This window comes from Mycobacteriales bacterium (assembly GCA_035690485.1).
GTDB lineage: Bacteria > Actinomycetota > Actinomycetes > JAFAQI01 > DASSKL01 > DASSKL01.
The window spans coordinates 1-23,944 of sequence record DASSKL010000053.1 but is presented as its reverse complement, the minus strand read 5'-3'; the positions used below and the strand labels follow the sequence as shown (position 1 = coordinate 23,944).

General features: G+C 72.0%; 20 protein-coding genes and 1 pseudogene. 14 read left to right on the top strand and 7 right to left on the bottom strand.

Going from position 1 to position 23,944, the window contains the following annotated elements:
- The first annotated feature begins 113 nt into the window (after positions 1-113).
- Together VFJ21_06980 and VFJ21_06975 are read left to right on the top strand one after the other, a co-directional pair.
- Positions 114-1,544, top strand: coding sequence for a CCA tRNA nucleotidyltransferase (locus VFJ21_06980; GenBank protein ID HET7406867.1), 1,431 nt, complete (start codon positions 114-116; stop codon positions 1,542-1,544).
- A gap of 48 nt (positions 1,545-1,592) precedes the next feature.
- Positions 1,593-2,960, top strand: a complete 1,368-nt coding sequence (locus tag VFJ21_06975) for a hypothetical protein (protein HET7406866.1) — start codon at positions 1,593-1,595, stop codon at positions 2,958-2,960.
- A gap of 22 nt (positions 2,961-2,982) precedes the next feature.
- On the opposite strand, the gene VFJ21_06970 is transcribed toward VFJ21_06975, so the two are convergent.
- The 3 genes from VFJ21_06970 to VFJ21_06960 form a co-directional block, all read right to left on the bottom strand.
- Complete coding sequence (locus tag VFJ21_06970; GenBank protein ID HET7406865.1) at positions 2,983-4,182, bottom strand: MFS transporter; 1,200 nt, start codon at positions 4,180-4,182, stop codon at positions 2,983-2,985.
- A gap of 127 nt (positions 4,183-4,309) precedes the next feature.
- A complete protein-coding gene (locus VFJ21_06965) occupies positions 4,310-5,380 on the bottom strand; it encodes an inositol-3-phosphate synthase (protein HET7406864.1) in 1,071 nt (356 codons plus the stop codon).
- A gap of 29 nt (positions 5,381-5,409) precedes the next feature.
- Positions 5,410-5,967, bottom strand: coding sequence for a PadR family transcriptional regulator (locus tag VFJ21_06960; protein ID HET7406863.1), 558 nt, complete (start codon positions 5,965-5,967; stop codon positions 5,410-5,412).
- 152 nt (positions 5,968-6,119) lie between these two features.
- On the opposite strand from VFJ21_06960, the gene VFJ21_06955 reads away from it, so the two are divergent.
- The 11 genes from VFJ21_06955 to VFJ21_06905 all read left to right on the top strand — a co-directional run bounded on the left by VFJ21_06955 (position 6,120) and on the right by VFJ21_06905 (position 16,387).
- Complete coding sequence (locus VFJ21_06955; protein ID HET7406862.1) at positions 6,120-6,551, top strand: DUF5318 family protein; 432 nt, start codon at positions 6,120-6,122, stop codon at positions 6,549-6,551.
- 66 nt (positions 6,552-6,617) lie between these two features.
- Positions 6,618-8,813 carry a transglycosylase domain-containing protein gene (locus VFJ21_06950; protein HET7406861.1) on the top strand — a complete coding sequence of 732 codons (2,196 nt, stop codon included), beginning with the start codon at positions 6,618-6,620 and terminating at the stop codon, positions 8,811-8,813.
- A gap of 18 nt (positions 8,814-8,831) precedes the next feature.
- Entirely contained in the window at positions 8,832-10,256 is a 1,425-nt protein-coding gene (locus VFJ21_06945) for a glycosyltransferase 87 family protein (GenBank protein ID HET7406860.1), read from the top strand.
- The gene (locus VFJ21_06940) at positions 10,253-11,422 is read left to right on the top strand and encodes a mannosyltransferase family protein (protein HET7406859.1); all 1,170 of its coding nucleotides are present in this window, start codon (positions 10,253-10,255) and stop codon (positions 11,420-11,422) included. The genes VFJ21_06945 and VFJ21_06940 overlap by 4 nt, the downstream gene beginning before the upstream one ends.
- A gap of 27 nt (positions 11,423-11,449) precedes the next feature.
- Entirely contained in the window at positions 11,450-12,232 is a 783-nt protein-coding gene (locus VFJ21_06935; protein HET7406858.1) for a hypothetical protein, read from the top strand.
- Between the two features lie 183 nt (positions 12,233-12,415).
- Positions 12,416-12,706 carry a 30S ribosomal protein S6 gene (gene rpsF, locus VFJ21_06930; protein ID HET7406857.1) on the top strand — a complete coding sequence of 97 codons (291 nt, stop codon included), beginning with the start codon at positions 12,416-12,418 and terminating at the stop codon, positions 12,704-12,706.
- A 9-nt stretch (positions 12,707-12,715) separates the two neighbouring features.
- The gene (locus VFJ21_06925) at positions 12,716-13,249 is read left to right on the top strand and encodes a single-stranded DNA-binding protein (protein HET7406856.1); all 534 of its coding nucleotides are present in this window, start codon (positions 12,716-12,718) and stop codon (positions 13,247-13,249) included.
- Between the two features lie 62 nt (positions 13,250-13,311).
- Positions 13,312-13,548, top strand: coding sequence for a 30S ribosomal protein S18 (gene rpsR, locus VFJ21_06920; protein ID HET7406855.1), 237 nt, complete (start codon positions 13,312-13,314; stop codon positions 13,546-13,548).
- A gap of 14 nt (positions 13,549-13,562) precedes the next feature.
- Positions 13,563-14,009 carry a 50S ribosomal protein L9 gene (gene rplI / locus VFJ21_06915; protein HET7406854.1) on the top strand — a complete coding sequence of 149 codons (447 nt, stop codon included), beginning with the start codon at positions 13,563-13,565 and terminating at the stop codon, positions 14,007-14,009.
- Positions 14,010-14,328: 319 nt separating this feature from the next.
- A complete protein-coding gene (gene dnaB, locus VFJ21_06910) occupies positions 14,329-15,687 on the top strand; it encodes a replicative DNA helicase (GenBank protein HET7406853.1) in 1,359 nt (452 codons plus the stop codon).
- 43 nt (positions 15,688-15,730) lie between these two features.
- Positions 15,731-16,387 (top strand): 50S ribosomal protein L11 methyltransferase, encoded by a 657-nt coding sequence (locus tag VFJ21_06905; GenBank protein ID HET7406852.1) that lies wholly within the window; start codon positions 15,731-15,733, stop codon positions 16,385-16,387.
- Here VFJ21_06905 and VFJ21_06900 read toward each other — a convergent pair.
- Positions 16,369-18,486, bottom strand: a complete 2,118-nt coding sequence (locus VFJ21_06900; GenBank protein HET7406851.1) for a bifunctional diguanylate cyclase/phosphodiesterase — start codon at positions 18,484-18,486, stop codon at positions 16,369-16,371. The genes VFJ21_06905 and VFJ21_06900 overlap by 19 nt on opposite strands.
- Positions 18,487-18,603: 117 nt before the next feature.
- Here VFJ21_06900 and VFJ21_06895 point away from each other — a divergent pair, with 117 nt between their 5' ends.
- The gene (locus VFJ21_06895; protein HET7406850.1) at positions 18,604-21,231 is read left to right on the top strand and encodes a glucosidase; all 2,628 of its coding nucleotides are present in this window, start codon (positions 18,604-18,606) and stop codon (positions 21,229-21,231) included.
- Positions 21,232-21,238: 7 nt separating this feature from the next.
- Here VFJ21_06895 and VFJ21_06890 read toward each other — a convergent pair whose 3' ends face one another.
- The 3 genes and pseudogenes from VFJ21_06890 to VFJ21_06880 all read right to left on the bottom strand — a co-directional run bounded on the left by VFJ21_06890 (position 21,239) and on the right by VFJ21_06880 (position 23,858).
- Positions 21,239-22,042 (bottom strand): thioesterase family protein, encoded by an 804-nt coding sequence (locus tag VFJ21_06890; GenBank protein HET7406849.1) that lies wholly within the window; start codon positions 22,040-22,042, stop codon positions 21,239-21,241.
- Positions 22,043-22,954 carry an LLM class F420-dependent oxidoreductase gene (locus VFJ21_06885; protein ID HET7406848.1) on the bottom strand — a complete coding sequence of 304 codons (912 nt, stop codon included), beginning with the start codon at positions 22,952-22,954 and terminating at the stop codon, positions 22,043-22,045.
- 67 nt (positions 22,955-23,021) lie between these two features.
- A pseudogene (locus tag VFJ21_06880) lies at positions 23,022-23,858 on the bottom strand (SPFH domain-containing protein).
- Between the last annotated feature and the right edge of the window lie 86 nt (positions 23,859-23,944).

Here is a 23,944-nt window from a genome sequence, read left to right as displayed (position 1 = left end):
ACACCCGCCTGCTCTCGCGGCGACCGATGGGTGGCCCGCGGGCGATAGGCTTGCCCCCCGTGCCCGCCGACCGTTCCGCCTCGACGGCATCGCGCGCCACCTCGTCGGCGCCGCTGTCGGAGTCGCAGCGCCGGGCGGTCGCCGAGCTGCTGCGCATCGCGCCGGTCGCGGACGATCTCGGGCGGCGGTTCGAGGCGGCGGGGCACCAGCTCTTCCTCGTCGGCGGCTCGGTGCGCGACGCCTTCCTCGGGCGGTTGGGTGCCGACCTCGACTTCACCACCGACGCACGGCCCGACCGCGTCCTCGAGCTCGCCCGTGGCTGGGCCGAGTCGGTCTGGGAGACCGGCATCGCGTTCGGGACCGTGGGGCTGGCGAAGTCCGGCTACCGGCTCGAGGTCACGACGTTTCGCAGCGACGCCTACGACCGCAGCTCCCGCAAGCCCGACGTGACGTACGGCGACACCCTGGCCGGCGACCTCGAGCGGCGCGACTTCACCGTCAACGCGATGGCGGTGCGCGTGCCGGTGACCGGGACGGCGGAGTTCGAGGACCCGTTCGGGGGTCTCGCCGACCTCGCCGCCGGCAGGCTGCGCACGCCCGGGCCGGCCACCCGGTCGTTCGACGACGACCCGCTGCGGATGCTGCGTGCGGCGCGGTTCCGGGCCCAGCTCGGCTTCGACGTCGCGCCGGACGTCGTCGCGGCGATCCGCGGCATGGCCGACCGGCTGGACATCGTCAGCGCCGAGCGCGTCCGCGAGGAGCTGACAAAGCTGGTCTGCGCCCCGCACCCGCGCGAGGGTCTGGAGCTGCTCGTCGACACCGGGCTGGCCGACCACGTGCTGCCCGAGCTGCCCAAGCTGCGGCTGGAGATCGACGAGCACGCGCACCACAAGGACGTCTACGCGCACACGCTCCAGGTGCTCGACCAGGCGATCGCGCTGGAGCCCGAGGGGCCCGACCTGGTGCTGCGGCTGGCGGCCCTGCTACACGACATCGGCAAGCCGGCGACGCGCAAGGTCGAGGCCGGCGGCAAGGTGTCGTTCCACCACCACGAGAGCGTCGGCGCGCGGATGGTCCGGGCCCGGCTGGCCGCGCTGCGCTACCCGAAGGACGTGGTCGACGACGTCGCCCACCTCGTCGAGCTGCACCTGCGCTTCCACGGCTACGCCGACGGCGAGTGGACCGACTCGGCGGTGCGCCGCTACGTGCACGCGGCCGGCGAGCTGCTCCCCCGGCTGCACCGGCTCGTCCGCTCCGACTGCACGACCCGCAACCGACGCAAGGCCGCGGCGCTCGCTGCGGCGTACGACGACCTCGAACGCCGGATCGCCGTCCTGGCCGCGGAGGAGGACCTCAAGCGGATCCGCCCGGACCTCGACGGCAACGAGATCATGGCGATCCTCGGCATCCCGCCCGGCCCGGCCGTCGGCAAGGCCTACCGGCACCTGCTCGACCTGCGGATCGAGCACGGCCCGCTCGGCCACGAGCTGGCGGCCGACGAGCTGCGGCGATGGGCGGCACAGCACCTCGACATGCGGGACTAGTCACTTCGAGCCATGGATCAGCGTCGCGAAAGCCGTGACCATGGGCGCGTGGGGCAAATCGCCCATGCCGGGCCGATGCGGCGGTCGGGCGTCGCACGGCTGGTCGCCGGTGGTGCGGCGTCGGTGCTTGCTGCCGGTGTGGCGGGGGCGGTTGTCGTCTCGGGCGGTTCTTCGGCGTCGGCGGCCGTCACCGTCGTGCACCACCCGCGGGCCGCGACGATCCTGGCGCCGGACGGCCGGACGAGCGCCGCGCACGACGGTGCGCGGCTGCGGCCGGGCGACGTGCTGCGGACCGCCGCCGACGGCTTCGCCACGCTCCTGACGGACGGCCGGCGCGAGTACGTCGCGGGCGGGTCGTCGGTCCTGGTGCGTGACGGCGAGCGCCAGCAGGTGCGTGCCGGCGCGCTGGTGGCCGACCTGCGCAGCGGCCCTTCGCTCGACGTGCTGGTCAGTGGCAGCACCGTCCGCGCCACCGCGGGCGACGTGGTGCGGATCGAGCACGGGTTCACCGTGAGAGTCGGCGCGCTCGCGGGTGATGTCGTGGTCCGCAGCCCGGCCGGACGTTCGGCCGCGGTGCCTGCGCTGCACCAGGTGCGCATCAACGCCGATGCCCTGCCCGATGACGCCCCCGCGCCGCTGGCCCTCGTCGACGACGAGGCCGAGCGCGCCACGAACCTGCCGGTCGTCGTCGACGACGTGCTGCTGCACCGCTGGGCCGTCGGATCCGCCGCGGACACGGCCGCCCAGCCCCGGCTCGCCGCTGCCGTCGCCGCCTTGCCGGCCGTGAACAGCAGTGCCACCCAGTGCCTGCCGCCGGTGTCGGCGCCGGTCAGCGAGCGGGTGCTGCCGGTGGCCATCGCCCGCTCGTCTCACGACCGTATGTCGCTGGGAGACCGCTACGGCCGCGCGCTGTGCGACCGGGCCGAGGGCGGGTCGTGGGGCGTGGTGGCGCACCTGATGGAAACGACGGCGGTGCGCACGCTGGCCCAGGTCGATGCCTTGCAGAGCGACCGCCTGCTGGCCCTCGGTGCGCAGACCGGTGTGCCGCGCGCCGGCGTCATCGCGCCACCCGCGGCGCCCGGCGACGGGCCGGCGACGGGCGGCCGGCAAGCGCCCTCGGAGCCGACGACCGCGCCGCGCAGCTCCGGAGGCTCCGCGGCGCCGCCGCCGTCCACCGGACCGACGCCGCCGCCCAGCGGCGGCCTCCCGTCGCCCGCGCCGTCGCCGGTCCCGACGCCGCCGCCACCGGACACCGGGGTCATCGGCAACCTGGTCGGTGCCGTGGCCGGCGTCCTGCCCCCGGCGCCGTCGCCGGCGCCCTCGCTCCCGGCGCCCGGTGGCGGTTTCTCGGGGACCGGCCTCCTGGGCGCTCCGTTGCTCGGCCTTCGGGTTTCGTTGCTCGCCGCCGAGATCTGACCCACTCGGGGCTGCGGCTGGGTCACGCGGCGGGCGCCGCCAGCTCGATCCCGCTCGTGCCCATGGCATCCATGCGGCGCACGGCCGCCGCGTAGGCGAGCCCGGCCAGCAGGTACGTCGCGGCGATCGCCACCAGCACCGGGTAGGACTTGCCGCTGGCCGGCAGCACCGCCGCACCGACTGCGGCGGCGCCGACGAACGTCAGGTTGAACAGCGTGTCGTAGAAGCTGAAGACCCGGCCCCGGTAGTCATCCGCGACCGCCTCCTGCACGATCGTGTCGACGCAGATCTTCGAACCTTGCGACGAGATGCCGAGCAGCAGCGCTGCGCCGAGGAACGGCCCGAGCGCGTAGGGCAGCCCGAGGGCGAGCTGCACGGTGCCCGCGAGGATCAGCGCGCCGGTCAGCACTCGTTCGAGGCCGACCCGGCGGCTCAAGGCCGGTGTCACGAGCGCGGCGACGACGATGCCGGCGAACACCGCGAGCGACACCTCCGCGAGTCCGCCCAGCCCCGCCCGCAGCACGCCGTGGTTGTCGAAGTAGTTGCGATAGAGCAGCAGCGTCGCGACTAGCGACAGCCCGTAGGCGAAACGGTGCGCACCGATCGCGAGCAGTGCGGCCGAGGCACGCGGTCGCTGCCGTACGTGCCGGGCCCCCTCCACGAGACCTTTGACCACTTCGGCCAACGCGTCCCGCACCGGCGTGGCGGCCGGGTGCAGCGGCCCGAGCCGCTCGCGGGCGATCGTGCGTGCGACGAGGGCCGCGGCCAGGTAGCCGGCCGCGGCGAGCAACGCGACGACGGCGCTGCCCTCGTCGTCGGCTCCGGACAGCGCGCGGACGCCGAGCCCGATGCCGCCACCCACCAGCGCGGCCAACGTCCCGGACGTCGTCGTGAGGCTGTTGGCGCTGACCAGTGCGCCGCGAACCACCACGTGTGGCAGCGACGCGGACAGCGCCGACAGGTAGAACCGGTTGATGCTGATGGCCGCGAGGGCGGCGGCGTAGAGCCCCGGACCGGTGCCGCGGTCGCCGAGCAGCAGCGCGGCCACGGCGAGCACGAAGACCACGCGCAGGACGTTGGCGCGCACCAGCACCCGCTGGCGACGCCACCGGTCGAGGAAGACGCCGGCGAAGGGGCCGACCACGCAGAAGGGCAGCAGCAGGACGGTGAAGCCCACCGCGATCCTGGCGGCGTCGGTCTCCCGCTCGGGGCTGAAGAGCACCGCCGTCGCGAGACTTGCCTGGAAGACGCCGTCGGCGCACTGCGACGTCAGCCGGGTGGCGAACAGCCGGCCGAAGTCGCGGCCCAGCGCGGGGTGGCGCAGCAGAGCCCGCAGGCCCTGCCCCGGGTCACTCGCCCGCGATGAACGCCTCCAGCATCTGCCGGGCCACCTCGTCGCGGTGCTGCTCGGGCGGTGACTTCATGAAGTAGGACGAGGCCGGCATGATCGGACCGCCGATGCCGCGGTCCTTGGCGATCTTCGCGCAGCGCAGCGCGTCGATGACGACGCCCGCGGAGTTGGGCGAGTCCCAGACCTCGAGCTTGTACTCGAGGTTCAGCGGCACGTCGCCGAACGCCCGTCCTTCGAGCCGCACGTAGGCCCACTTGCGGTCGTCGAGCCAGGCCACGTAGTCGGACGGGCCGATGTGCACGTTGCGCTTGCCGATGTCGTGCTGCAGGTTGCTCGTGACCGCCTGCGTCTTGGAGATCTTCTTGGACTCCAGGCGCTCACGCTCGAGCATGTTCATGAAGTCCATGTTGCCGCCGACGTTGAGCTGGTAGGTGCGGTCGAGGATCACGCCGCGGTCCTCGAACAGCTTGGCGAGCACCCGGTGGGTGATCGTCGCGCCGACCTGGCTCTTGATGTCGTCGCCCACGATCGGGACACCGGCGGCGCGGAACTTCTCGGCCCACTCCGGCGTGCCGGCGATGAAGACCGGTAGGCAGTTGACGAACGCCACGTTGGCATCGATCGCGCACCGGGCGTAGAACTTCGCGGCGTCCTCGGACCCGACCGGCAGGTAGCAGATCAGCACGTCGGCGCCGGACTCGCGCAGGGCCGCGACCACGTCGACGGGCTCGTCGGTCGACTCCTCGATGGTCTCGCGGTAGTACTTGCCGAGGCCGTCGAGGGTGTGACCGCGCTGCACGGTGATGCCGAGCGGCGGCACGTCGGCGATCTTGATCGTGTTGTTCTCGCTCGCCACGATCGCCTCGGACAGGTCGCGACCGACCTTCTTGCCGTCGACGTCGAACGCCGCCACAAACTCGATGTCGCTGACGTGGTAGTCGCCGAGCTGGACGTGCATCAGGCCGGGTACGCGTGCCGACGGGTCGGCGTCGCGGTAGTACTCCACGCCCTGCACGAGCGATGCGGCGCAGTTGCCGACGCCGACGATCGCGACCTTCACGGAAGCCATCCGGCCTCTCCTCACTGAGTAACTTGGAACTACGGGGTGTGCTTGGTGGTGTTGCCGGTGCGGGGGCCACCGGAGCGCTCGGTGGCGATGAGCTCGTTGAGCCAGCGGACCTCGCGCTCGACCGACTCGAGGCCGTGCTCCTGCAGCTGCAACGTGTAGGCGTCGAGCCGCTCGCGGCCGCGGCGGACGCCGGTGCGCACGCTCTCCAGCCGGTCCTCGAGCCGGCTGCGCCGGCCCTCGAGGATGCGCAGGCGCACCTCGGCGTCGGTCTGGCCGAAGAACGCGAAGTGGACGCCGAAGGTCTCGTCCTCCCAGGCGGCCGGACCCGACTCGGCGAGCAGCTCCTGGAGCCGCTCCTTGCCGTCGGCGGTCAGCTTGTAGACGATCTTGCTGCGGCGCCCGGCGGCGGACTCGTCGCTGGCGTCCTCGGTGATCCAGCCCCGCGCCTCGAGCTCGCGCAGGCTCGGGTAGAGGCTGCCGTAGGACAGCGCGCGGAACGTGCCCAACAGGGTGTTGAGCCGCTTGCGCAGCTCGTAGCCGTGCATCGGCGACTCGTGCAGCAGGCCGAGGACGGCCAGCTCGAGCACCCCGGACTTGCGGCTCACGTGACTCCCTGAGGCGGTGATCCGCGCGAGATCGTGACACCTCGCGCCGATGTATCGAACCGATACATCACGACGATACGCACGCCGGGCCAATGCTGGCAAGTGACACCCCGGTGCGTCGTACATTGGCCGGCATGTGGTCGCAGCGGTCGGTCGTCGACTACGCGCTCGCGCGTCGCGCCACGCTCGCCGACCTGTTCGCCGGGCGTGCGTCGACCTACGACGTGTGCGACGCGCACCCCTACCTGCTGCGTGCCGCCCGCTTCCACGGTGAGCAGACGGAGGCCTCCTGCCCCGTCTGCCGGCGCGAGCGGCTGACCCACGTGACCTACACCTACGGCGACTGCTTCCCGAAGGAGGTCAACGGCCGGGTGCGTGCGCCGGCCGAGCTGACCCGGCTGGCGCGCGAGCTGGCCGAGTTCTCGGTCTACGTGGTCGAGGTCTGCCGCGGCTGCGGGTGGAACCATCTGGTCACGTCGTACGTCCTTGGCACGGGGCAGGAGACCGCTCGCTCGGCCGCCGGATCGCGCAGGCGTAAGGCCCGGTCGGGCGGGGCAGACTCCTAGCCCCCGACCGCTGACCGTCACACTCTGACTACGCAGCGCCACCCGACCTCGAGGACACATTCGACGGTGAACGCCGCCACGCGGCCCGGCTCCGACGCGGGCTGGCGCCGGTTCCTACCCTCCTGGCGCCAGGTGCTCTGGGTGGTGCTCGGCGCCTTCCTGCTGCTGGTGCTGCTGGTCGTCGTCGGCTACCTGACGACCGGGATCCCCGCCGCCAACGCGATCGTCAAGAAGCAGACGACCTACCTCTACTACAGCGACGGCAAGACCGAGCTCGGCCGACTCGGCACGGTCAACCGCACCAGCGTGCCGCTGTCCGACGTGCCGCCGCCGGTGCGCCAGGCGGTGCTCGCGGCCGAGGATCGCAACTTCTACCACGAGGCCGGCATCTCCCCGACCGGCATTCTTCGGGCGCTGTGGGTCGACGTCACCGGCGGCGAGGTGAAGCAGGGCGGCTCGACGATCACCCAGCAGTACGCCAAGAACGCCTACCTGACGCAGGACCGCACGTTCACCCGGAAGATCAAGGAGATCTTCATCGCGGTGAAGCTCGACCACAGCCGCTCGAAGGACCGGGTGCTGCAGGACTACCTCAACACCATCTACTTCGGCCGTGGGGCCTACGGGATCGAGGCGGCCTCGCGCGCCTACTTCGGCAAGCCGGTGCACGACCTCGACGCGGCGCAGGGCGCCGTGCTCGCCGGGCTGATCCGTTCCCCGTCCGGGCTCGATCCGGCGGTCAACCCCGCGGGTGCCCAGCGGCGCTGGCACCAGGTGATCGACGGCATGGTGAAGGGCGGCTGGCTCACCCCCCAGCAGGCGAGCGGGTTGCAGTTCCCGACGAAGTCGCTGATCCCGCCGAGCCGCGCGACCAACACCGTGAGCGGGCCCAACGGCTACGTCATCCAGGCCGTCAAGAAGGAGCTCACCGCCAAGGGCTTCGACGAGAGCCGGCTCAACCTCGGCGGCTACCGGGTGGTCACGACCATCGACAAGAGGGCGCAGGACGCCGCGGTCAAGGCCGAGCAGGACATCCTCGCCAGCCGCCGGGCCGCGGGCGGCGAGCCGCTGTCGGCGCTCGTCGCGGTGCAGCCCGGCAACGGCGCGGTGCGCGCGATGTACGGAGGGCAGGACTACGGCAGCCCGAACATTCCCAAGAGCTTCGTCAACCTCGCCTACGAGCCGCGCCAGCCCGGGTCGTCGTTCAAGCCCTACACGTTGGTGACCGCGCTGGAGCAGGGCATCGGGCTCAACACGGCCTATGACGGCAGCTCGCCCAAGCACGTCCGCGGCTACGGCGCAAAGCAAGAGGTGCAGAACGACAGCGGCGAGCAGTGCCCCTACCCCTGCACGTTGACCGTGGCCACGGCGCGCTCGATCAACACGGTCTTCGTGCCGCTCGCCGTGCAGGTCGGCCCGAAGAACGTGCGCAACACGGCCTACGACATGGGTGTCGCCCGGTCCAACCCGCTGTCGGACCAGGGCGGCTTCGTCGGCGCCGGCATCACGCTCGGCATCTACGACGTGCGCCCGATCGACCAGGCGGTGGGCTACGCGACGATCGCCGACGGGGGCACCCGCGCGACGCCGTACCTGGTGGCGAAGGTCCTGGACAACGGCGGGCACACGGTCTACGAGGCGCACCCCGACACCAGCCGGGCCATCGACCCGGACGTCGCGGCCAACGCGGCCTACGCGATGCGCCAGGTGCTGGAGAGTCCGCAGGGCACGGCGTCCGGCAAGACCCTCCCGGGGCGGCCGGCTGCGGGCAAGACGGGAACGACGACCAACAACGCCGACGCGTGGTTCGTGGGCTTCACCCCGCAGCTGTCGACCGCGGTGTGGATGGGCAACAAGACCGAGAGCGAGCCGCTCACGAACGTCCGCGGCTTCGAGGGCGGCGTCTACGGCGGTGGGCTGCCCGCGTCGATCTGGCAGGAGTTCATGACCTCCGCCCTCGCCGGCCAGCCGGTCATGCAGTTCCCCACGCCCACGTTCTCCGGACACGGGCAGTCGCCCAGCCCGGCCCGTACGACGTCGGGCGGGGCCTCCCCGACAACGAGCCCGTCGCTCACCCCGACCGTCACGCCGAGCATCCCGCTCTCGCCGACGGTGACGCCCTCGCCGACGCTGCCACCGTCGACCCAGCCGTCGCCGTCACCGACGGCGACGCAGAGTCCGCCGCCGCCCTCGCCGAGTGCGAGCGCCACCGCGCAGCCCGGCGGCGGGGGTCATGCCATCACCGCCTCGCCGCCTCCCTAGCTGATGCACGATGGCACGGTGAGCGCACCGGTCGACCCCGTCGCGCCGTCGCGCCAGGACCCGTTCGCGCACGGCGCGAGCGAGCTCTACGGCGGGCCGGTGGGCGGTCACGCCGCTCGGCGGACGTCGTGGTTCTGGGTGCCCGTGCGGGTCGTGCTGGTGCTGATGGTCGTCGGCCTCGGCATCGCCTACCTGCAGAAGCTGCCCTGCAGCACGCACGCCTGGTCGGGCGAGTACCAGTACACGCGCATGTGCTACTCCGACGTCTACGCCCTCTACTACGCCGAAGGTCTCGACCGCGGGCAGGTCCCCTACAAGGACCATCCGGTCGAGTACCCGGTCGTCATCGGCGGCATGATGCAGGCCGCCTCGTGGGTGGCCTCGCACGCCGACCCGGCGGACAAGGCCGACGTCTTCTTCGACGCCTCGGTGGCGATGCTCGCAGTCGGGGGCCTGGTGGTGGCGTGGAGCACCGTGCGGCTCGCGGGTCGCAGCAGGCCCTGGGATGCCGCGATGCTCGCCGTCTCGCCGGTGCTGTTCGTCCACGCATTCACCAACTGGGACCTGGCGGCAGCGGCGTTCGCTGGGGCGGGCCTGTGGGCGTGGAGCAGACGCCGGCCGGCCTGGGCCGGCGTGCTGCTCGGGCTCGGTGTCGCCACCAAGCTCTACCCCGTGCTGCTGATCGGCGCCCTCTTCCTGCTGTGCCTGCGGGCCGGGCGGCTGCGGTCGTGGGCGGTGATGTTCGGCGCGGCCGCGTTGACGTGGCTGCTCGTCGACCTGCCGGTCTGGATCGCCTGGCCGGCGTCGTTCGGGCGCTTCTACTCCCTCAACCGCAGCCGCCCGGCCGACTGGGACTCGCTGTGGTTCGCGATCGAGCACTGGCGCGGCAAACCGCTCGACAGCGGCCTGCTGCCCGGGCAGTCGCCGACGATCCTCAACACGCTGAGCGCCGCGGCGTTCGTCCTCGTCGCGATCTCGATCGCCGTGCTGGTGCTGCGCGCCCCGCGCCGGCCGCGAGTGGCGCAGGTCGGGCTGCTCGTCGTCGTGGGATTCCTGCTGACCAGCAAGGTCTACTCGCCGCAGTACGCGATCTGGCTGCTGCCGCTCGTCGTGCTGGCGCGGCCCCGGTGGCCGGCCGTGCTCGCGTGGCAGGCGACCGAGGTGCTGCTGCTGTTCATGCGCTTCTACTTCTTCGTCGGGCACGACCACGCGGGGCAGGGTCTGCCGATCGGGTTCTTCCTTGCCGGCGTGGTGATTCGCGACCTCGTGCTGGTGGTCATCTGCGCGCTGGTCGTCCGGGAGATCTGGTCGCCGCGCCGCGACGTCGTACGTGCCGAGGGTGTCGATGACCCTGCCGGCGGGGTGCTCGCCGGGTCCGAGGACCGCATCGTGCTGCCCGGCCCGCGGGTGGCGGCGACGGCAGGCAAGCCGGCGCTGACATGACCCTCGCACCGGCGTCGCCCGCCACTCGCGACCGGGCGGCCCGGCGGTGGTCGGCGGGCGACCGCCTGTCCGGTGCGGATCGGCGCGCTCTCGTGCTGTGGTTCGCCAGCCGTGCCGCGGTCGCCGTGCTCGCCGTCGCCGGTGCCTGGAATCTCCGCGACCACGCGGCGGCCGGCATGCCGTCGTTCGTGTCGCTGTGGGACCACTGGGACGTCGGCCTGTTCACGAAGGTCGCGCACTGGGGCTACGACGGCTATCCGGCGCACTATCCCGACCGGGGCGTCGTCGCCTTCTTTCCCGGCCTGCCCCTGGTCCTGCGCGCCCTGCACCCGGTGCTGGGCGGCTGGGTCGGACCCGGCCTGCTGGTCTCGTTCGTCGCCGGCGCGATCGCCTCGGTGGCACTGGTACGACTCGGCGCGCTCGAGGACGACGCGTCGACCGGTTCGCGCGCCGCGCTCTACCTGGTGTTGTCGCCCTACGCGGTGTTCCTGTTCGCCGGCTACTCCGAGGCGCTGTTCCTGGCGCTGGCAATCCCCGCGTGGCTGTCGGCCCGGCGGGGTCGCTGGTGGGCGGCGGGCCTGCTCGCGGCCGGCGCGGCGTCGGTGCGGGTCACCGGGCTGTTCCTGGCGGTCGCGCTGGTCGTGCACTACGCGGTGACCGTACGCCGACCTCGCCGGGACGCCGGTTGGCTGCTGGCGCCCTTCGCCGGCGTGGCCGGCTATGCCGGGTACCTCTACACACTCACGGGCGACTGGCTGGCCTGGCCGCATGCGCAGCGGGTCTGGGGGCGACAGTTCACGCTGCCGTGGACGGCGTTCGTCAACACCTGGCACGGTGCCTTCAACTCCGGGCGCATCGACAACTACGCGTGGTCCTTCCGCGCCGAGATCCTCGCCGTGCTCGTCGGGGTGGCGCTGACCGTCGTGCTGCTGTGGCTGCGGCGGTGGGGAGAGGCCACCTACGTCGGCTTGCAGGTGATCGCCTTCGCGACGTCGTCGTTCTACCTGTCGGTCGGTCGGGCGACTCTGCTGTGGTGGCCGCTGTGGCTCCTGCTCGCCCGGTGGTCGTTGCGCCGGCCCGCCGTGCACGTGGCCTACCTGTCGGTGGCGCCTGCCCTGATGGCGGTCGCCGTGCTGTCGTTCACCAGCGGTCGCTGGGTCGGGTGAGCGCGGCCCGTGCGGCACCATGATCTCGTGAAGCGCTCGCGGCTGGCCGTCTCCGTGGCGAGCGCTGCCCTCGTCCTGCCCTTCGCCGGCATGCTGGCACTCGCCGGACCGGCGGCTGCCGCCGACTACCAGATGCGGATCGTCGCCACCGGTCTGTCACCCGCGTCGCTGACCGTGCGCCCCGTCGACCGGGTGGTGTTCACCAACGCCACCGCCAACAGCTGGCGGGTCACGGTGGGTTCGTCGTACGACATCGTGCTCTTCCCCGGCCAGTCCGCCGACGGCGCCGGAGTCGACCCGGACCCCTACACCGCGACCGCGCTCGGGACCTACCGCGTCGCGGCGAGCTCGCCCGCGCGCCAGTCGAGCTTCAGCGGGACCATCGTGGTGCGTTCTGCTGCGACGTCCTCCCCGGCGCCGACTCCGGCGCCGACGACGTCGTCCCCCGCACCGAAGCCGCCACCCGCCCCGGGCGCGTCGAGCACACCGACGGCCTCGTCGTCGCCGGCCGGCCCCGCGCCGTTGGTCACCGCGTCGCCGTCCTCGGCCCGGTCGAGTACCACCCCCGCAGCGGGGTCGCGGTCGCCGTCCGCGCGGCCTCTGGCCGTCGGACCCGTGCCACCGCCCTCCGGGCCGGCCGGCGGGCCCGCTGCGCAGTCGTCGCAGGCGCTCAGCGGGCCGGTGCAGCACTTCGGCAACAGCGGAGTCGCGCTGCCCGGCGCCGTCGCGTCGGTGCTGCTGGCCGGCTTGGTCGCCGCGATCGTGCGCGTCCTGCTCGCCGAACCCGTCGAGGAGCGCGGCCTGCGCTGACCGCCTGTGGATCGTCGGCGGCGACGGTCGCGACGGTCGGTTACCGTGCTCGGCACCCCGGTGCACCGTGCAGCGCTGTTAGGCTGGGGTCCTGCACTGACGCAGAGACCTCCTGTCACGGATCGTCCGTGGCCGCCGCGGCCCAGCCGCTCGAAACCAGTCCAGAGGAGGTGAGGTTTCCGCATGCGTCACTACGAACTCATGGTCATCCTCGACCCCGACCTCGAGGAGCGCACCGTCGCGCCCTCGCTCGACACGTTCCTCAACGTCGTCCGTCAGGGCGGCGGGAGCGTCGACAAGGTCGACGTGTGGGGCCGCCGCCGGCTCGCCTACGAGATCGACAAGAAGGTCGAGGGCATCTACGCCGTCGTCGACATGTCCGCCGATCCCGACGTCGTCAAGGAGCTCGACCGCCAGCTCAACCTCAACGAGGCCGTGCTGCGCACCAAGCTCATCCGCCCGGACGCGAAGTAGGGGGCAGCTGTGGCCGCTGGCGACACGACGATCACGATCGTCGGCAACCTGACCAACGACCCCGAGCTGCGGTTCACGCCGAGCGGGGCCGCGGTCGCGTCCTTCACCGTCGCCTCCACCCCGCGCTACCTCGACAAGGCCTCCGGCGAGTGGAAGGACGGCGAGGCGCTGTTCCTGCGTTGCTCCGTCTGGCGGCAGGTGGCGGAGAACGTCGCCGAGTCGCTCACCCGCGGCACCCGGGTCATCGTGCAGGGCCGGCTCAAGCAGCGGTCCTACGAGACCAAGGAGGGTGAGAAGCGCACAGTCGTCGAGGTCGAGGTCGACGAGGTCGGCCCGGCCCTGCGCTACGCCACCGCCAAGGTGCAGAAGACCTCGCGCGGTGGCGGTGGCGGTGCCGGTGGCGGTGCCGGTGGCTTCGGTGGTGGCGGCGGTGGCGCCCAGCGCGGCGCGCCGTCCGACGACCCGTGGGCCTCGCCGGCGCCGGCCGGCGGCGACCCCTGGGCTACACCGATGGGCGACACCTCCGACGAGCCACCGTTCTGACCATCCATCATCCCTGACCATCCCCGCCGGACGGCGGGGCCCAGCACCCCTGGAGCACCACGATGGCCAAGCCACCAGTGCGCAAGCCGAAGAAGAAGGTCTGCGCATTCTGCAAGGAACAGATCAGCTACATCGACTACAAGGACACCGCGCTGCTGCGCAAGTTCATCTCCGACCGCGGCAAGATCCGCGCGCGGCGGGTGACGGGCAACTGTTCGCAGCACCAGCGCGACATCGCGACGGCGATTAAGAACAGCCGGGAGATGGCGCTGCTGCCCTACACGAGCACCGCGCGCTGAGGAGGGTCGCCATGATGAAGATCGTCCTCACCCAGGAGGTCACCGGCCTCGGCAGCCCCGGCGAGATCGTCGAGGTCAAGGACGGCTACGCCCGCAACTTCCTGCTCCCGCGGGGGTTCGCGATCCGGCACACCCGCGGCGCCGAGAAGCAGGTGGAGACGATCCGCCGCGCCCGTGAGGTGCGCGAGGTCCGTGACCTGGGCCAGGCTCGCGAGATCGCCGCGCAGCTGCAGGCACTGACCGTGCGGCTGCGCACCCGCGCCGGCGAGGGCGGCCGGCTGTTCGGCTCGGTCACCGCGGCCGACGTCGCCGAAGCGGTGAAGGCCGCTGGCGGGCCGTCCGTCGACAAGCGCCGTATCGAGCTGTCGGCCCCGATCAAGACGGTCGGCAGCCACGTCGTCAGCGTCCGGCTGCACCCGGAGATCTCCGCGCAGGTGGAGGTCGACGTCGTCGGCGCCTGAGCCCGCTCAGGCAGCTGGGCCCGGTCACCGTTGTGGCGGCCGGGCCCAACTTTTTTTCGTCCACAGCATCGGGACACTGCTTCGCCTGCTCCACCGCGTGAACCCGGCGGTGCGGCGTACGCCGTCCACAGGGTCGTCCCCAGCTGGTGCACAGCGACGCGGCGTCGCGTCCCCACCGGTTCCCCAGCGGTGTCCACAGCGGCGGGGAGCAACTCCCGGCGCGGCGGGCTGCGTTGTCACACCCCTCCGGTAGACACGGTGCGAGCGCCGGTGGGCGGAAGGAGCGCAGCGGACCGTGAGTGTGGCCGACGTCGTCGCGATGGGCCCGGTCGGTGACGGCCGGGAGGAGTTCGAGCGGCTGCCGCCGCAGGACATCACCGCGGAGCAGTGCGTGCTCGGTGGCATGCTGCTGTCCAAGGACGCCATCGCCGACGTGGTCGAGGTGCTGCGACCCGTCGACTTCTACCGCCCCGCCCACCAGACCGTCTTCGAGACGGTCATCGACCTCTACGGCCGCGGGGAGCCGGCTGACCCGGTGACGGTCGCCGCCGAGCTGACCCGCCACGGCGAGCTGGCCCGCGTGGGTGGCGCGCCCTACCTGCACACGCTGATCGCGTCGGTGCCGACGGCTGCCAACGCCGGCTACTACGCGCGAATCGTCGCCGAGCGGGCGATCCTGCGCCGGCTGGTCGAGGCCGGCACCCGCATCGTGCAGCTCGGTTACGGCGCGGCCTCGGGCCACGGTGGCGACGTCGACGAGATCGTCGACCGGGCGCAGGCCGCGGTCTACGACGTCACCGAGCGGCGCACCAGCGACGACTACCTGCGGCTGGAGGAGGTGCTGCAGGGCACCCTCGACGAGATCGAGGCGATCAGCAGCCGCGACGGCGGCATGGTCGGTGTGCCGACCGGGTTCAAGGACCTCGACGAGCTGACCAACGGGCTGCACCCGGGCCAGATGGTGATCGTGGCGGCCAGACCCTCGCTGGGCAAGTCGACGATCGCTCTCGACTGGCTGCGCTCGGCCGCCATCAAGCACGGGCTGCCCTCGGTTATCTTCAGCCTGGAGATGAGCCGCAACGAGATCACCATGCGGCTGCTCTCGGCCGAGGCGCGGGTGCCCCTGCACCACATGCGGTCCGGCACGATGAGCGACGAGGACTGGGCCCGCCTGGCGCGCCGGATGGGCGAGGTCGCCGAGGCGCCACTGTTCATCGACGACTCACCCAACCTGACGATGATGGAGATCCGCGCCAAGGCTCGGCGGCTCAAGCAGCGCCACGACCTACGTCTGATCGTCATCGACTACATGCAGCTGATGACGTCGCCGCGCAAGGTCGACAGCCGGCAGCAGGAGGTCTCCGAGCTGTCGCGCAGCATCAAGCTTCTCGCGAAGGAGCTGGAGGTGCCGGTTGTCGCCGTCAGCCAGCTCAACCGCAATCCCGAGCAGCGTGCCGACAAGAAGCCGCAGCTGTCGGACCTGCGCGAAAGTGGCGCGATCGAGATGGACGCCGACGTCGTTCTGCTCCTGCACCGCGAGGACTTCTACGAGAAGGAGTCGCCGCGGGCGGGCGAGGCCGACCTCATCGTCGCCAAGCACCGCAACGGCCCGACGGCGACGGTCACCGTGGCGTTCCAGGGCCACTACAGCCGCTTCGTCGACATGTCGCCGGGATAGCCGGGCCCCTCGATCCGGGCCCGCCGTCCTACGCTCACCGCCCGTGGACGACGTGCACCGGCGGCGAGCCTTCGTGCAGTGCCACACCCTGCTGCGCCGGCCGCCCTATGTCCCTGAGCTGCAGCTCTACCTGGCCGACGAGGTCACTCCCATCTGGGAGTGGACCGAGGAGGAGCTGCAGGAGAGTGGGGTGCCGCCGCCCTACTGGGCGTTCGCCTGGGCCGGCGGCCAGGCGGTAGCGCGCTACGTCCTCGACCGGCCCGAGATCGTCGCCGGTCGCCGGGTGCTCGACTTCGCCGGCGGCTCGGGGCTGTGCGCGATCGCCGCGATGCGCGCCGGCGCGGCGGAGGCAACGGTCGCCGACATCGACGCTTTCGCCGGCGCCGCGGTCGCCCTCAACGCGGCGGCCAACGGCGTCGCCGTCACCTTCGTCGGCGCGGACTTGCTCGACGGCGGCGCTCCCGACGTCGACCTGATCCTTGCCGGTGACGTCTGCTACGAGCACGCGATGGCCGGTCGCGTCGTCCCCTGGCTGCGGGGCGCTGCTGCAGGGGGCATCGACGTGCTGCTCGGTGACCCGGGCCGGCGCTACCTGCCGGCCGACGGGCTGACGCAGCTGGCCGCCTACGACGTGCCGACGACGCCGGAGCTCGAAGAGTCCGACTTCACCACGGCAAGGGTTTACGCGCTGTCGGCGTGACCGGTCAGACCGGCGGGGCGCAGGTCGGTGCGCCGGCGACCGAAGGGGACCGGCTCGTCGGACTCCGCCGCCGGACGCTGCTGCGGCAGTGGCGTCAGGTTCGGCGCGGCGGCGACTGCGGCCGGTGCGACCGGGTCGAGCTCGGCCGCGGGTGCGGCGGCGGGGGCCGGCGCTGCCGTTGCATCGCTGATGCGACTGGTGAGCGACCGTGGCTGGCCGCCCGGGCGACCGTGCGCGGAGGGCATGAGCCCGATCCGGGTCGAACCGTCGGACTCGCTGGTGCGCAGCAGGCCCCCGTCGGCGGGAGCCAGCGCGAACGGCGCCGCGGCGATGTCGAGGTCGTCGGCGGCCACCGGCCGGCTGAACAGGTAGCCCTGGCCGATGTCGCAACCCACGTGCCGAAGCAGGCCGACGTGTTCCTGCGTCTCCACGCCTTCGGCGACCACCTGCAGGCCGAGCCCGTGCGCCATGGCGACGGCGGAGGAGATCAACGTCGCGTTGGCCCGGCCCTCGGCGTCGGCCGTGAGCCCCAGCGTGAACGACTTGTCGATCTTCAGCTTCTGGATCGGCAAGCGGTTGAGCCGGGACAGCGACGAGTAGCCGGTACCGAAGTCGTCGACCGCCAGGCGTACGCCGAGCGCACGCAGCTTCCACAGCACGTCGAGGGCGAGCTCGTCGTCGTCGAGCAGCAGGCTCTCGGTGATCTCCAGGTTGACCCACCGCGGGTCGACCGCCGTACGCCGCAAGACGTCGGCGAACCGCGCGACCACGTCGTCGTCGGCGAGCTGTCGGGCGCTGACGTTGACCGCCATCGTGAACGGCGCGTCGCCACCGAGCCTGCGCTGCCAGGCCGACAGCCGGCGGCAGGCCTGCTCCAAGACCCACTCGCCGATCCCGACGATCGCGCCGGTCGCCTCGGCCAGCGGGATGAAGACGTCCGGGGGCACCGGTCCGTGCTCCGGGTGCGCCCAGCGGCTCAGTGCCTCGCAGCCGATGATGCGGCCGCCGTGCAGGTCGACCAGTGGCTGGTAGACGAGCTGCAGCTGCCCGTTGGTGACCGCGGCCGCCAGGTCGCGCTCGAGCTCGGCGCGCTCCTGCCGGGTGCTCTGCATCTCCTGCGCGAAGACCGCCAGGTCGGACTTGCCGCGCTCCTTGACCGAGTACATCGCGAGGTCGGCCTTGCCCAGCACGCCGAGCGCCGTGTCGTGCCCGTCGCTCACCACCAGGCCGGCCGACGCCCGGACGTGCACCATCCGCGAGCCCAGCCGGATCGGGTTGTTGAGCGTGTCGAGCACGCGGTTGACGACGGCGTCCGCGGCCGCCGGATCGAACTCCGGGAACAGCACGGCGAACTCGTCACCGCCGAGCCGGGCCACCAGGTCGGAGAACCGGATGCCGTTGCGCAGCCGGTCGCCGACGACCTCGAGCAGGTGGTCGCCGGCGCCGTGCCCGAGCGTGTCGTTGACGGCCTTGAAGTCGTCCAGGTCGAGGAACAGCACCGCCGCGCGTCCGCCGTCGGCTCGCCGGGCGTCCAAGGCTTCCTCGATCGAGGCCAGCAGGAGCGTGCGGTTGGCCAGCCCGGTCAGCGCGTCGTGCGTCGCGTTGTAGGACAGCTGCTGCTGCAGGTGCTCGCGCTCCATGGCGATCTGCACCGCGCGGTTGCGCTCCGACTCCACGTCGGACAGCCGCAGCTCGTGCTCGGCGTTCAGCCGCCGGAACAGCCGGTAGAACGTCGCGGCCGACGCGAGACCCACCGCCACGTAGCCGGTCGCCATGATCCCGACCAGCTGCAGCGTGTGCAGGGTGACGCCGTCGCCGGTCAACCAGCCGCCGAGGACGGCGCAGGCTGCTGCAGTCGGGACGACGCCCTTGGGGCCGAACCGATGGCTGGCCAGCAGGACGAGCGCGGTCGCCCACACGGGCGCGATCTCCGCGACCATGCCGAGCAACGTGGCCGCCGCCGCGGAGACGGTGGCCGCGACGACCAGGATCACGCCGACGGCCCACGGGTTCATGCCGAGGTGCCACTCGGTCGCCATCCGGTTGACGACGACGGTGACTCGCGACTCGGCGGGAGCCGCGGAAGGCGATGTCGTCACGAGCGCGGCGTGGCGGCTCACGGGGCGCCTGGCGCGTCGGGCGGACACCGCAACCTCATCGGCAGGTATGGGCGGGGGCTGTAGCAACCGGATTGTCCGTACGGCAAGGTAGCCGGCATGACCGCCGAGAGTGACCGGCTGGCCGAGGCCGATGACTCCGGTGTGCCCTGGCGGGCCTGGGGCCCGTACGTCGCCGAGCGGGCCTGGGGCACCGTCCGCGAGGACTACAGCGCGGACGGCGACGCGTGGGCGTCGTTCCCGCACGACCACGCGCGCTCGCGGGTCTACCGGTGGAACGAGGACGGTCTCGGCGGCTTCTGCGACGACCAGCAACGGTTCTGCTTCGCCTTCTCCTTCTGGAACGGCCGCGACCCGATCCTCAAGGAGCGGGCCTTCGGGCTGACCAACGCGCAGGGCAACCACGGCGAGGACGTCAAGGACTACTGGTGGTTCCTCGACGCGACGCCCACGCACTCGTGGATGCGCTGGCGCTACCACTACCCGCAGTCGCGGTTCCCCTACGAGGACCTCATCGCCGAAAACGGCCGGCGCAGCCGCGACCAGCCGGAGTACGAGCTGCTCGACACCGGCGTCTTCGACGGCGGCTACTGGGCCATCACCGTCGACTACGCCAAGGCCTCGCCGACAGACGTGTGCATCCGGCTGACCGCGGAGAACCGCGGCCGGTCCCGTGCGACCCTGCACGTGCTGCCGTCCCTGTGGTTTCGCAACGTCTGGTCGTGGGGGACTCCCGGCGCGCCCGAGCCGGTGCTGCGGGCCGACGGCGCCCGGCTGGTGGGCGAGCACCCGACCCTCGGCACGCTGGTCCTGGTCGGCGACGGCAAGGGCCGGCCGCTGCTCTGCGACAACGAGACGAACTCCGAGCGGCTCTACGGGTCGCCGGGGCGGTCGGCGTACCCGAAGGACGGCATCAACGACCACGTCGTCACCGGCGCCGACACCGTCAACCCCCTGGGCGTCGGAACCAAGGGCGCGCTGCACTACCGGGTCACCGCCAACGCGGGCAACACCGCGACGGTCCGGCTTCGGCTCGCGCTGACCGAGACGACCCCGCCCCTGCGCGGTGAGTGGACCCGCGTGCTGTCGTTGCGCGAGCGGGAGGCGCACGACTACTACGCCGAGCTCACGCCGGCGGACGCGACGGCCGATGAGGCGCTGGTGCTGCGGCAGGCGAGCGCCGGGCTGCTGTGGAGCAAGCAGTTCTACCACTACGACGTCGAGCGCTGGCTCGACGGTGACCCCGGCCAGCCCGCCCCTCCCGTGCAGCGCGAGCACGGGCGCAACATCGAGTGGCGGCACCTGAACAACCACGACGTGCTGTCGATGCCGGACACCTGGGAGTACCCGTGGTACGCCACCTGGGACCTCGGCTTCCAGTGCATCGCGCTGGCACGGCTGGACCCGACGTTCGCCAAGGAGCAGCTGCTGCTGCTCTGCCGCGAGTGGTACATGCACCCGAGCGGCCAGCTGCCGGCGTACGAGTGGGACTTCGGCGACGTCAACCCGCCGGTGCACGCGTGGGCCGCCCTGCGGGTCTTCGAGATCGACGGCAGCAGCGACTGGCACTTCCTCGAGCGGGTGTTCCACAAGCTGCTGGTCAACTTCACCTGGTGGGTCAACCGCAAGGACACCGAGGGCAACAACCTGTTCGAGGGCGGCTTTCTGGGCCTCGACAACATCGGGCCGTTCGACCGCTCGTCGTTGCCGATCGCCGGTCGCCTCGAGGAGAGCGACGGCACCGCCTGGATGGCGCGCTACTGCCTGGACATGCTGGAGATGGCGTTGCTGCTCGCGCGCCACGACGAGACCTACGCCGACGTCGCGACCAAGTTCCTCGAGCACTTCGCCTACATCTCGACGGCGATGCAGCGCCAGGGGTTGTGGGACGAGCAGAGCGGCTTCTTCCACGACCTGCTGCACCTGCCCGACGGTCGCGAGATCCCGCTACCGGTCCGGTCGATGGTCGGGTTGCTGCCGCTGTGCGCAGTGCTCGAGCTCGATGTCGAGACGCTGGAGGCGCTGCCCGATTTCACCGACCGGCTGCAGTGGTTCCTCACCAACAAGCCCGAGCTCTGCCGCGGGTTCTCCTACGACGACGGCGTCGCGCCCGATGCCCGCGAGCGCCGGCTGCTGTCACTGGTCGAGCCCGACCAGCTGCGCCGGCTGCTCGCCGCGGTGTTCGACGAGGCGGAGTTCCTGTCACCGCACGGGCTGCGGTCGCTGTCGGCGCGGCACCGCGACCACCCGGCAGTGGTCGACCTCGACGGCCTGCACGCCACCGTCGACTACGAGCCCGCCGAGTCGCGCAGCGGCCTGTTCGGCGGCAACTCCAACTGGCGGGGCCCGGTGTGGTTCCCGCTCAACCACCTGCTGATCCACGCGCTCGACCGGTTCGGCCGCTATCTCGGTGACGGGGAGACCGTCGAGCTGCCCGCCGGATCGGGTCGACAGGTGCCGTTCCGGGTTGCCGCCCAAGAGCTTCGCGACCGGCTGATCGGCCTGTTCCGCAACGACGCCACCGGCCGCCGGCCCGTCTTCGGCGACGTCGCGCTGCTGCAGGACGACCCGGGCTGGCACGACCTGCTGCCGTTTCACGAGTACTTCCACGGCGACACCGGTGCCGGGCTCGGCGCGGCCCACCAGACCGGGTGGACCGGGCTCGCGCTGCCGCTGCTGCTGGAGAAGTACGCCGGCGACACCGGTTCGCCCGATGTGACTGCTTGAGCAGGTCCTAGCGACGCTGCATGGCGGTGCCCGACAGTGCGAGCTGTCGGGACTGTGCGACCAGCTGCCCGGACGCGTCGTAGACCTCGGCGTTCTCGTCGAACCAGCCGTCAGCCGACAACGCGTTGGCGTCGGCGTGCACCTGCAGCCAGCCGGGCACCGGCAGTGCACGCAAGAGGAACGTCAGCTCGACGGTGGGTGCCCACCCCATGTGCCCGAGCTCGAGCACCACCGGCGGCAGTGCGTCGACGGCCACGATGAGCATCAGCGGATCGGGGTCGGCGCCGTCGGCCAGCCGCATCCAGCCGCTCATCCGTGCCTCACCCGCAGGCTCACCGCGGGTGAACCCGAGCGTCGCCGGGTCCATGCGCAGGTCGATACGGCTGCGCACGCCCTGAGGGTCGGGACCCTCGCCCGCGTGCGACTCCGCCAGCGGTGCCATGGCCGGCGGCTGCCGGCGCGTCCACTCCAGCGGCTGCTCGCTGATCTCCCCGACGGCGGCGACGGCCTCGATGCAGACCTTGCCCTCCTGCACCAGCCGGGCGTGCACCGTGGAGACCGTGCGGCCACGGCGTACGACGTCGGTGAGCACCTCCGCGGGCGCCCACGTCGGCGGGCGCAGGAAGTGCGCGCTGACCGACAGTGGGTGCGGCCGGTCGGCGGCGAGCAGCGCAGCCCGGGTCAGCGTGGCCATCGTGTAGCCGCCGTGCGGCTTGTCGCCGATCGACCAGGCCGGGTCGAGGTGGCACGACCACCGGCCTTCGGCGACGCGCGTCACTGCGGTGGCCTGCTCGAACTGGCTCTCACCCATCTACAGCTCCAGGAGGGCAGGGGCCAGCTCGCGCCACTGCCGGCGCGGCAGACCGCGGCGGTCGGGGTCGAGCACCTGGACGGCGACGTGGTCGGCGCCGGCGTCGAGGTGAGCCTTGACGCGGGACACGACGGCCTCCGGGCCGCCCCAGGCCACGATCGTGTCGACCAGCCGGTCGGTGCCGCCGCCGGCGAAGTCGTCGTCGGTGAAGCCGAACCGCTTCAGGTTGTTGGTGTAGTTGGGCAGGCGCAGGTAGCTCGACGTGTGCCGCCGGGCGATCTCCCGTGCCGTGGCGGCGTCGCGCTCGAGCACGACGGCCTGCTCCGGCGCGAGCAGCTTGCCGGCCCCGAGCCGCCGGCGTGCCTCGGCGGTGTGCTCCGGCGGCACGAAGTAGCTGTGCGCCCCGTCGGCGCGCTCGGCGGCGAGCTCGAGCATCTTCGGGCCGAGGGCCGCGAGCACCCGTGGCGGCGCGGGTTCCGGCCGCACCGCGCGGTAGACCTCCGCGCCCTTGTCCATGCCGTCGAGGTAGCCGCGCATGAACGCCAGCGGCCTGGTGTAGTCCTCGCCGCGCACGTCGAGCAGCGGCTTGTGGCTCACGCCGATGCCGAGCACGAAGCGGCCGGGGAACGCCTCGCCGAGGGCCAGCTGCCCCGCAGCCATGGCCAGCGCGTCACGGGCCCAGATGTTCGCGATGCCGGTCGCGACGACGAGGGTGCTCGTCGCCCCCAGCAACAGCTGCGCCGCCGTCAGCACCTCGCGGCCGACGGCCTCCCCGGTCCAGAGCGCGCCGTAGCCGGCGGCTTCGACCTCGAGGGCGGCGGCACGCGCGTCGTCGGCGGTCGAGTAGTCGAGCTGCCCGGTCCAGACGCCGACGCGGCCCATCCGCGCGCGCAGGTCGGGGGGAAACGTCACACCCGGCACGCTACCGGCCGGGTGGCTCGCCTCCGGGCGACCGGTGGCCGAACGCCGTGCCGATCTGCTTGACCGCCTCGGTGAGCTCGCCCGGGACGACGAACACGCTGCTGCCCTCGCCCGCGGCGAGCTTCGGCAGGTTCTGCACGTACTGGTAGGCCAGCAGCTTCGGGTCGGCGTCGCCCGCGTGGATCGCGCCGAAGACCGTCTCGATCGCCTTCGCCTCACCCTCGGCGCGCAGGATGGCGGCGTCGCGGTCGCCCTGCGCACGCAGCACCGCGGCCTGCTGCTCGCCCTCTGCGGTGAGGATCGCGGACTGCCGCTGCCCTTCCGCGGTCAGGATCGCCGCGCGCTTGTTGCGCTCGGCCCGCATCTGCTGCTCCATCGAGTCCTGGATGGACGGCGGCGGGTCGATCGCCTTGAGCTCGACCCGGTTGACCCGGATGCCCCACTTGCCGGTGGCCTCGTCGAGCACCACGCGCAGCGCGGCGTTGATGTCCTCGCGCGAGGTCAGCGTCTTCTCGAGATCCATGCCGCCGACGACGTTGCGCAGGGTGGTGACCGTGAGCTGCTCGACCGCCTGGATGTAGTTGGCGATCTCGTACGTCGCGGACCTGGGGTCGGTCACCTGGAAGTAGACGACCGTGTCGATCGACACGACCAGGTTGTCCTCGGTGATCACCGGCTGCGGCGGGAAGCTGACCACCTGCTCACGCAGGTCGATCGTGGTGCGCACCTTGTCGAAGAACGGCATGAGGACGTGCAGACCGGGGTCGAGGGTGCGGGCGTAGCGCCCAAGACGCTCGACGATGCCAGCGGTCGCCTGCGGCACGATGCGGATGGTGCGCACGATCGTCGTGAGGACGAAGACGACCAGAAGTAGGAGAACGACGAGAGCGACGATGCCACCAGGGCTCATCAGGACCCCCCGGACCTTTCGGTAGACAGCCGAGGAGACCTGCTCATGCGAGGTCTCCGCCACGTAGAACA

Excerpts from the sequence above, each read along its gene's own strand:
- VFJ21_06965 (HET7406864.1), bottom strand. The coding sequence starts at position 5,380 with ATGGCTTCCGTGAAGGTCGCGATCGTCGGCGTCGGCAACTGCGCCGCA.
- VFJ21_06955 (HET7406862.1), top strand. The coding sequence starts at position 6,120 with ATGTGGTCGCAGCGGTCGGTCGTCGACTACGCGCTCGCGCGTCGCGCC.
- VFJ21_06940 (HET7406859.1), top strand. The coding sequence starts at position 10,253 with ATGACCCTCGCACCGGCGTCGCCCGCCACTCGCGACCGGGCGGCCCGG.
- rpsF (HET7406857.1), top strand. The coding sequence starts at position 12,416 with ATGCGTCACTACGAACTCATGGTCATCCTCGACCCCGACCTCGAGGAG.
- rpsR (HET7406855.1), top strand. The coding sequence starts at position 13,312 with ATGGCCAAGCCACCAGTGCGCAAGCCGAAGAAGAAGGTCTGCGCATTC.
- rplI (HET7406854.1), top strand. The coding sequence starts at position 13,563 with ATGAAGATCGTCCTCACCCAGGAGGTCACCGGCCTCGGCAGCCCCGGC.
- dnaB (HET7406853.1), top strand. The coding sequence starts at position 14,329 with ATGGGCCCGGTCGGTGACGGCCGGGAGGAGTTCGAGCGGCTGCCGCCG.
- VFJ21_06895 (HET7406850.1), top strand. The coding sequence starts at position 18,604 with ATGACCGCCGAGAGTGACCGGCTGGCCGAGGCCGATGACTCCGGTGTG.
- VFJ21_06890 (HET7406849.1), bottom strand. The coding sequence starts at position 22,042 with ATGGGTGAGAGCCAGTTCGAGCAGGCCACCGCAGTGACGCGCGTCGCC.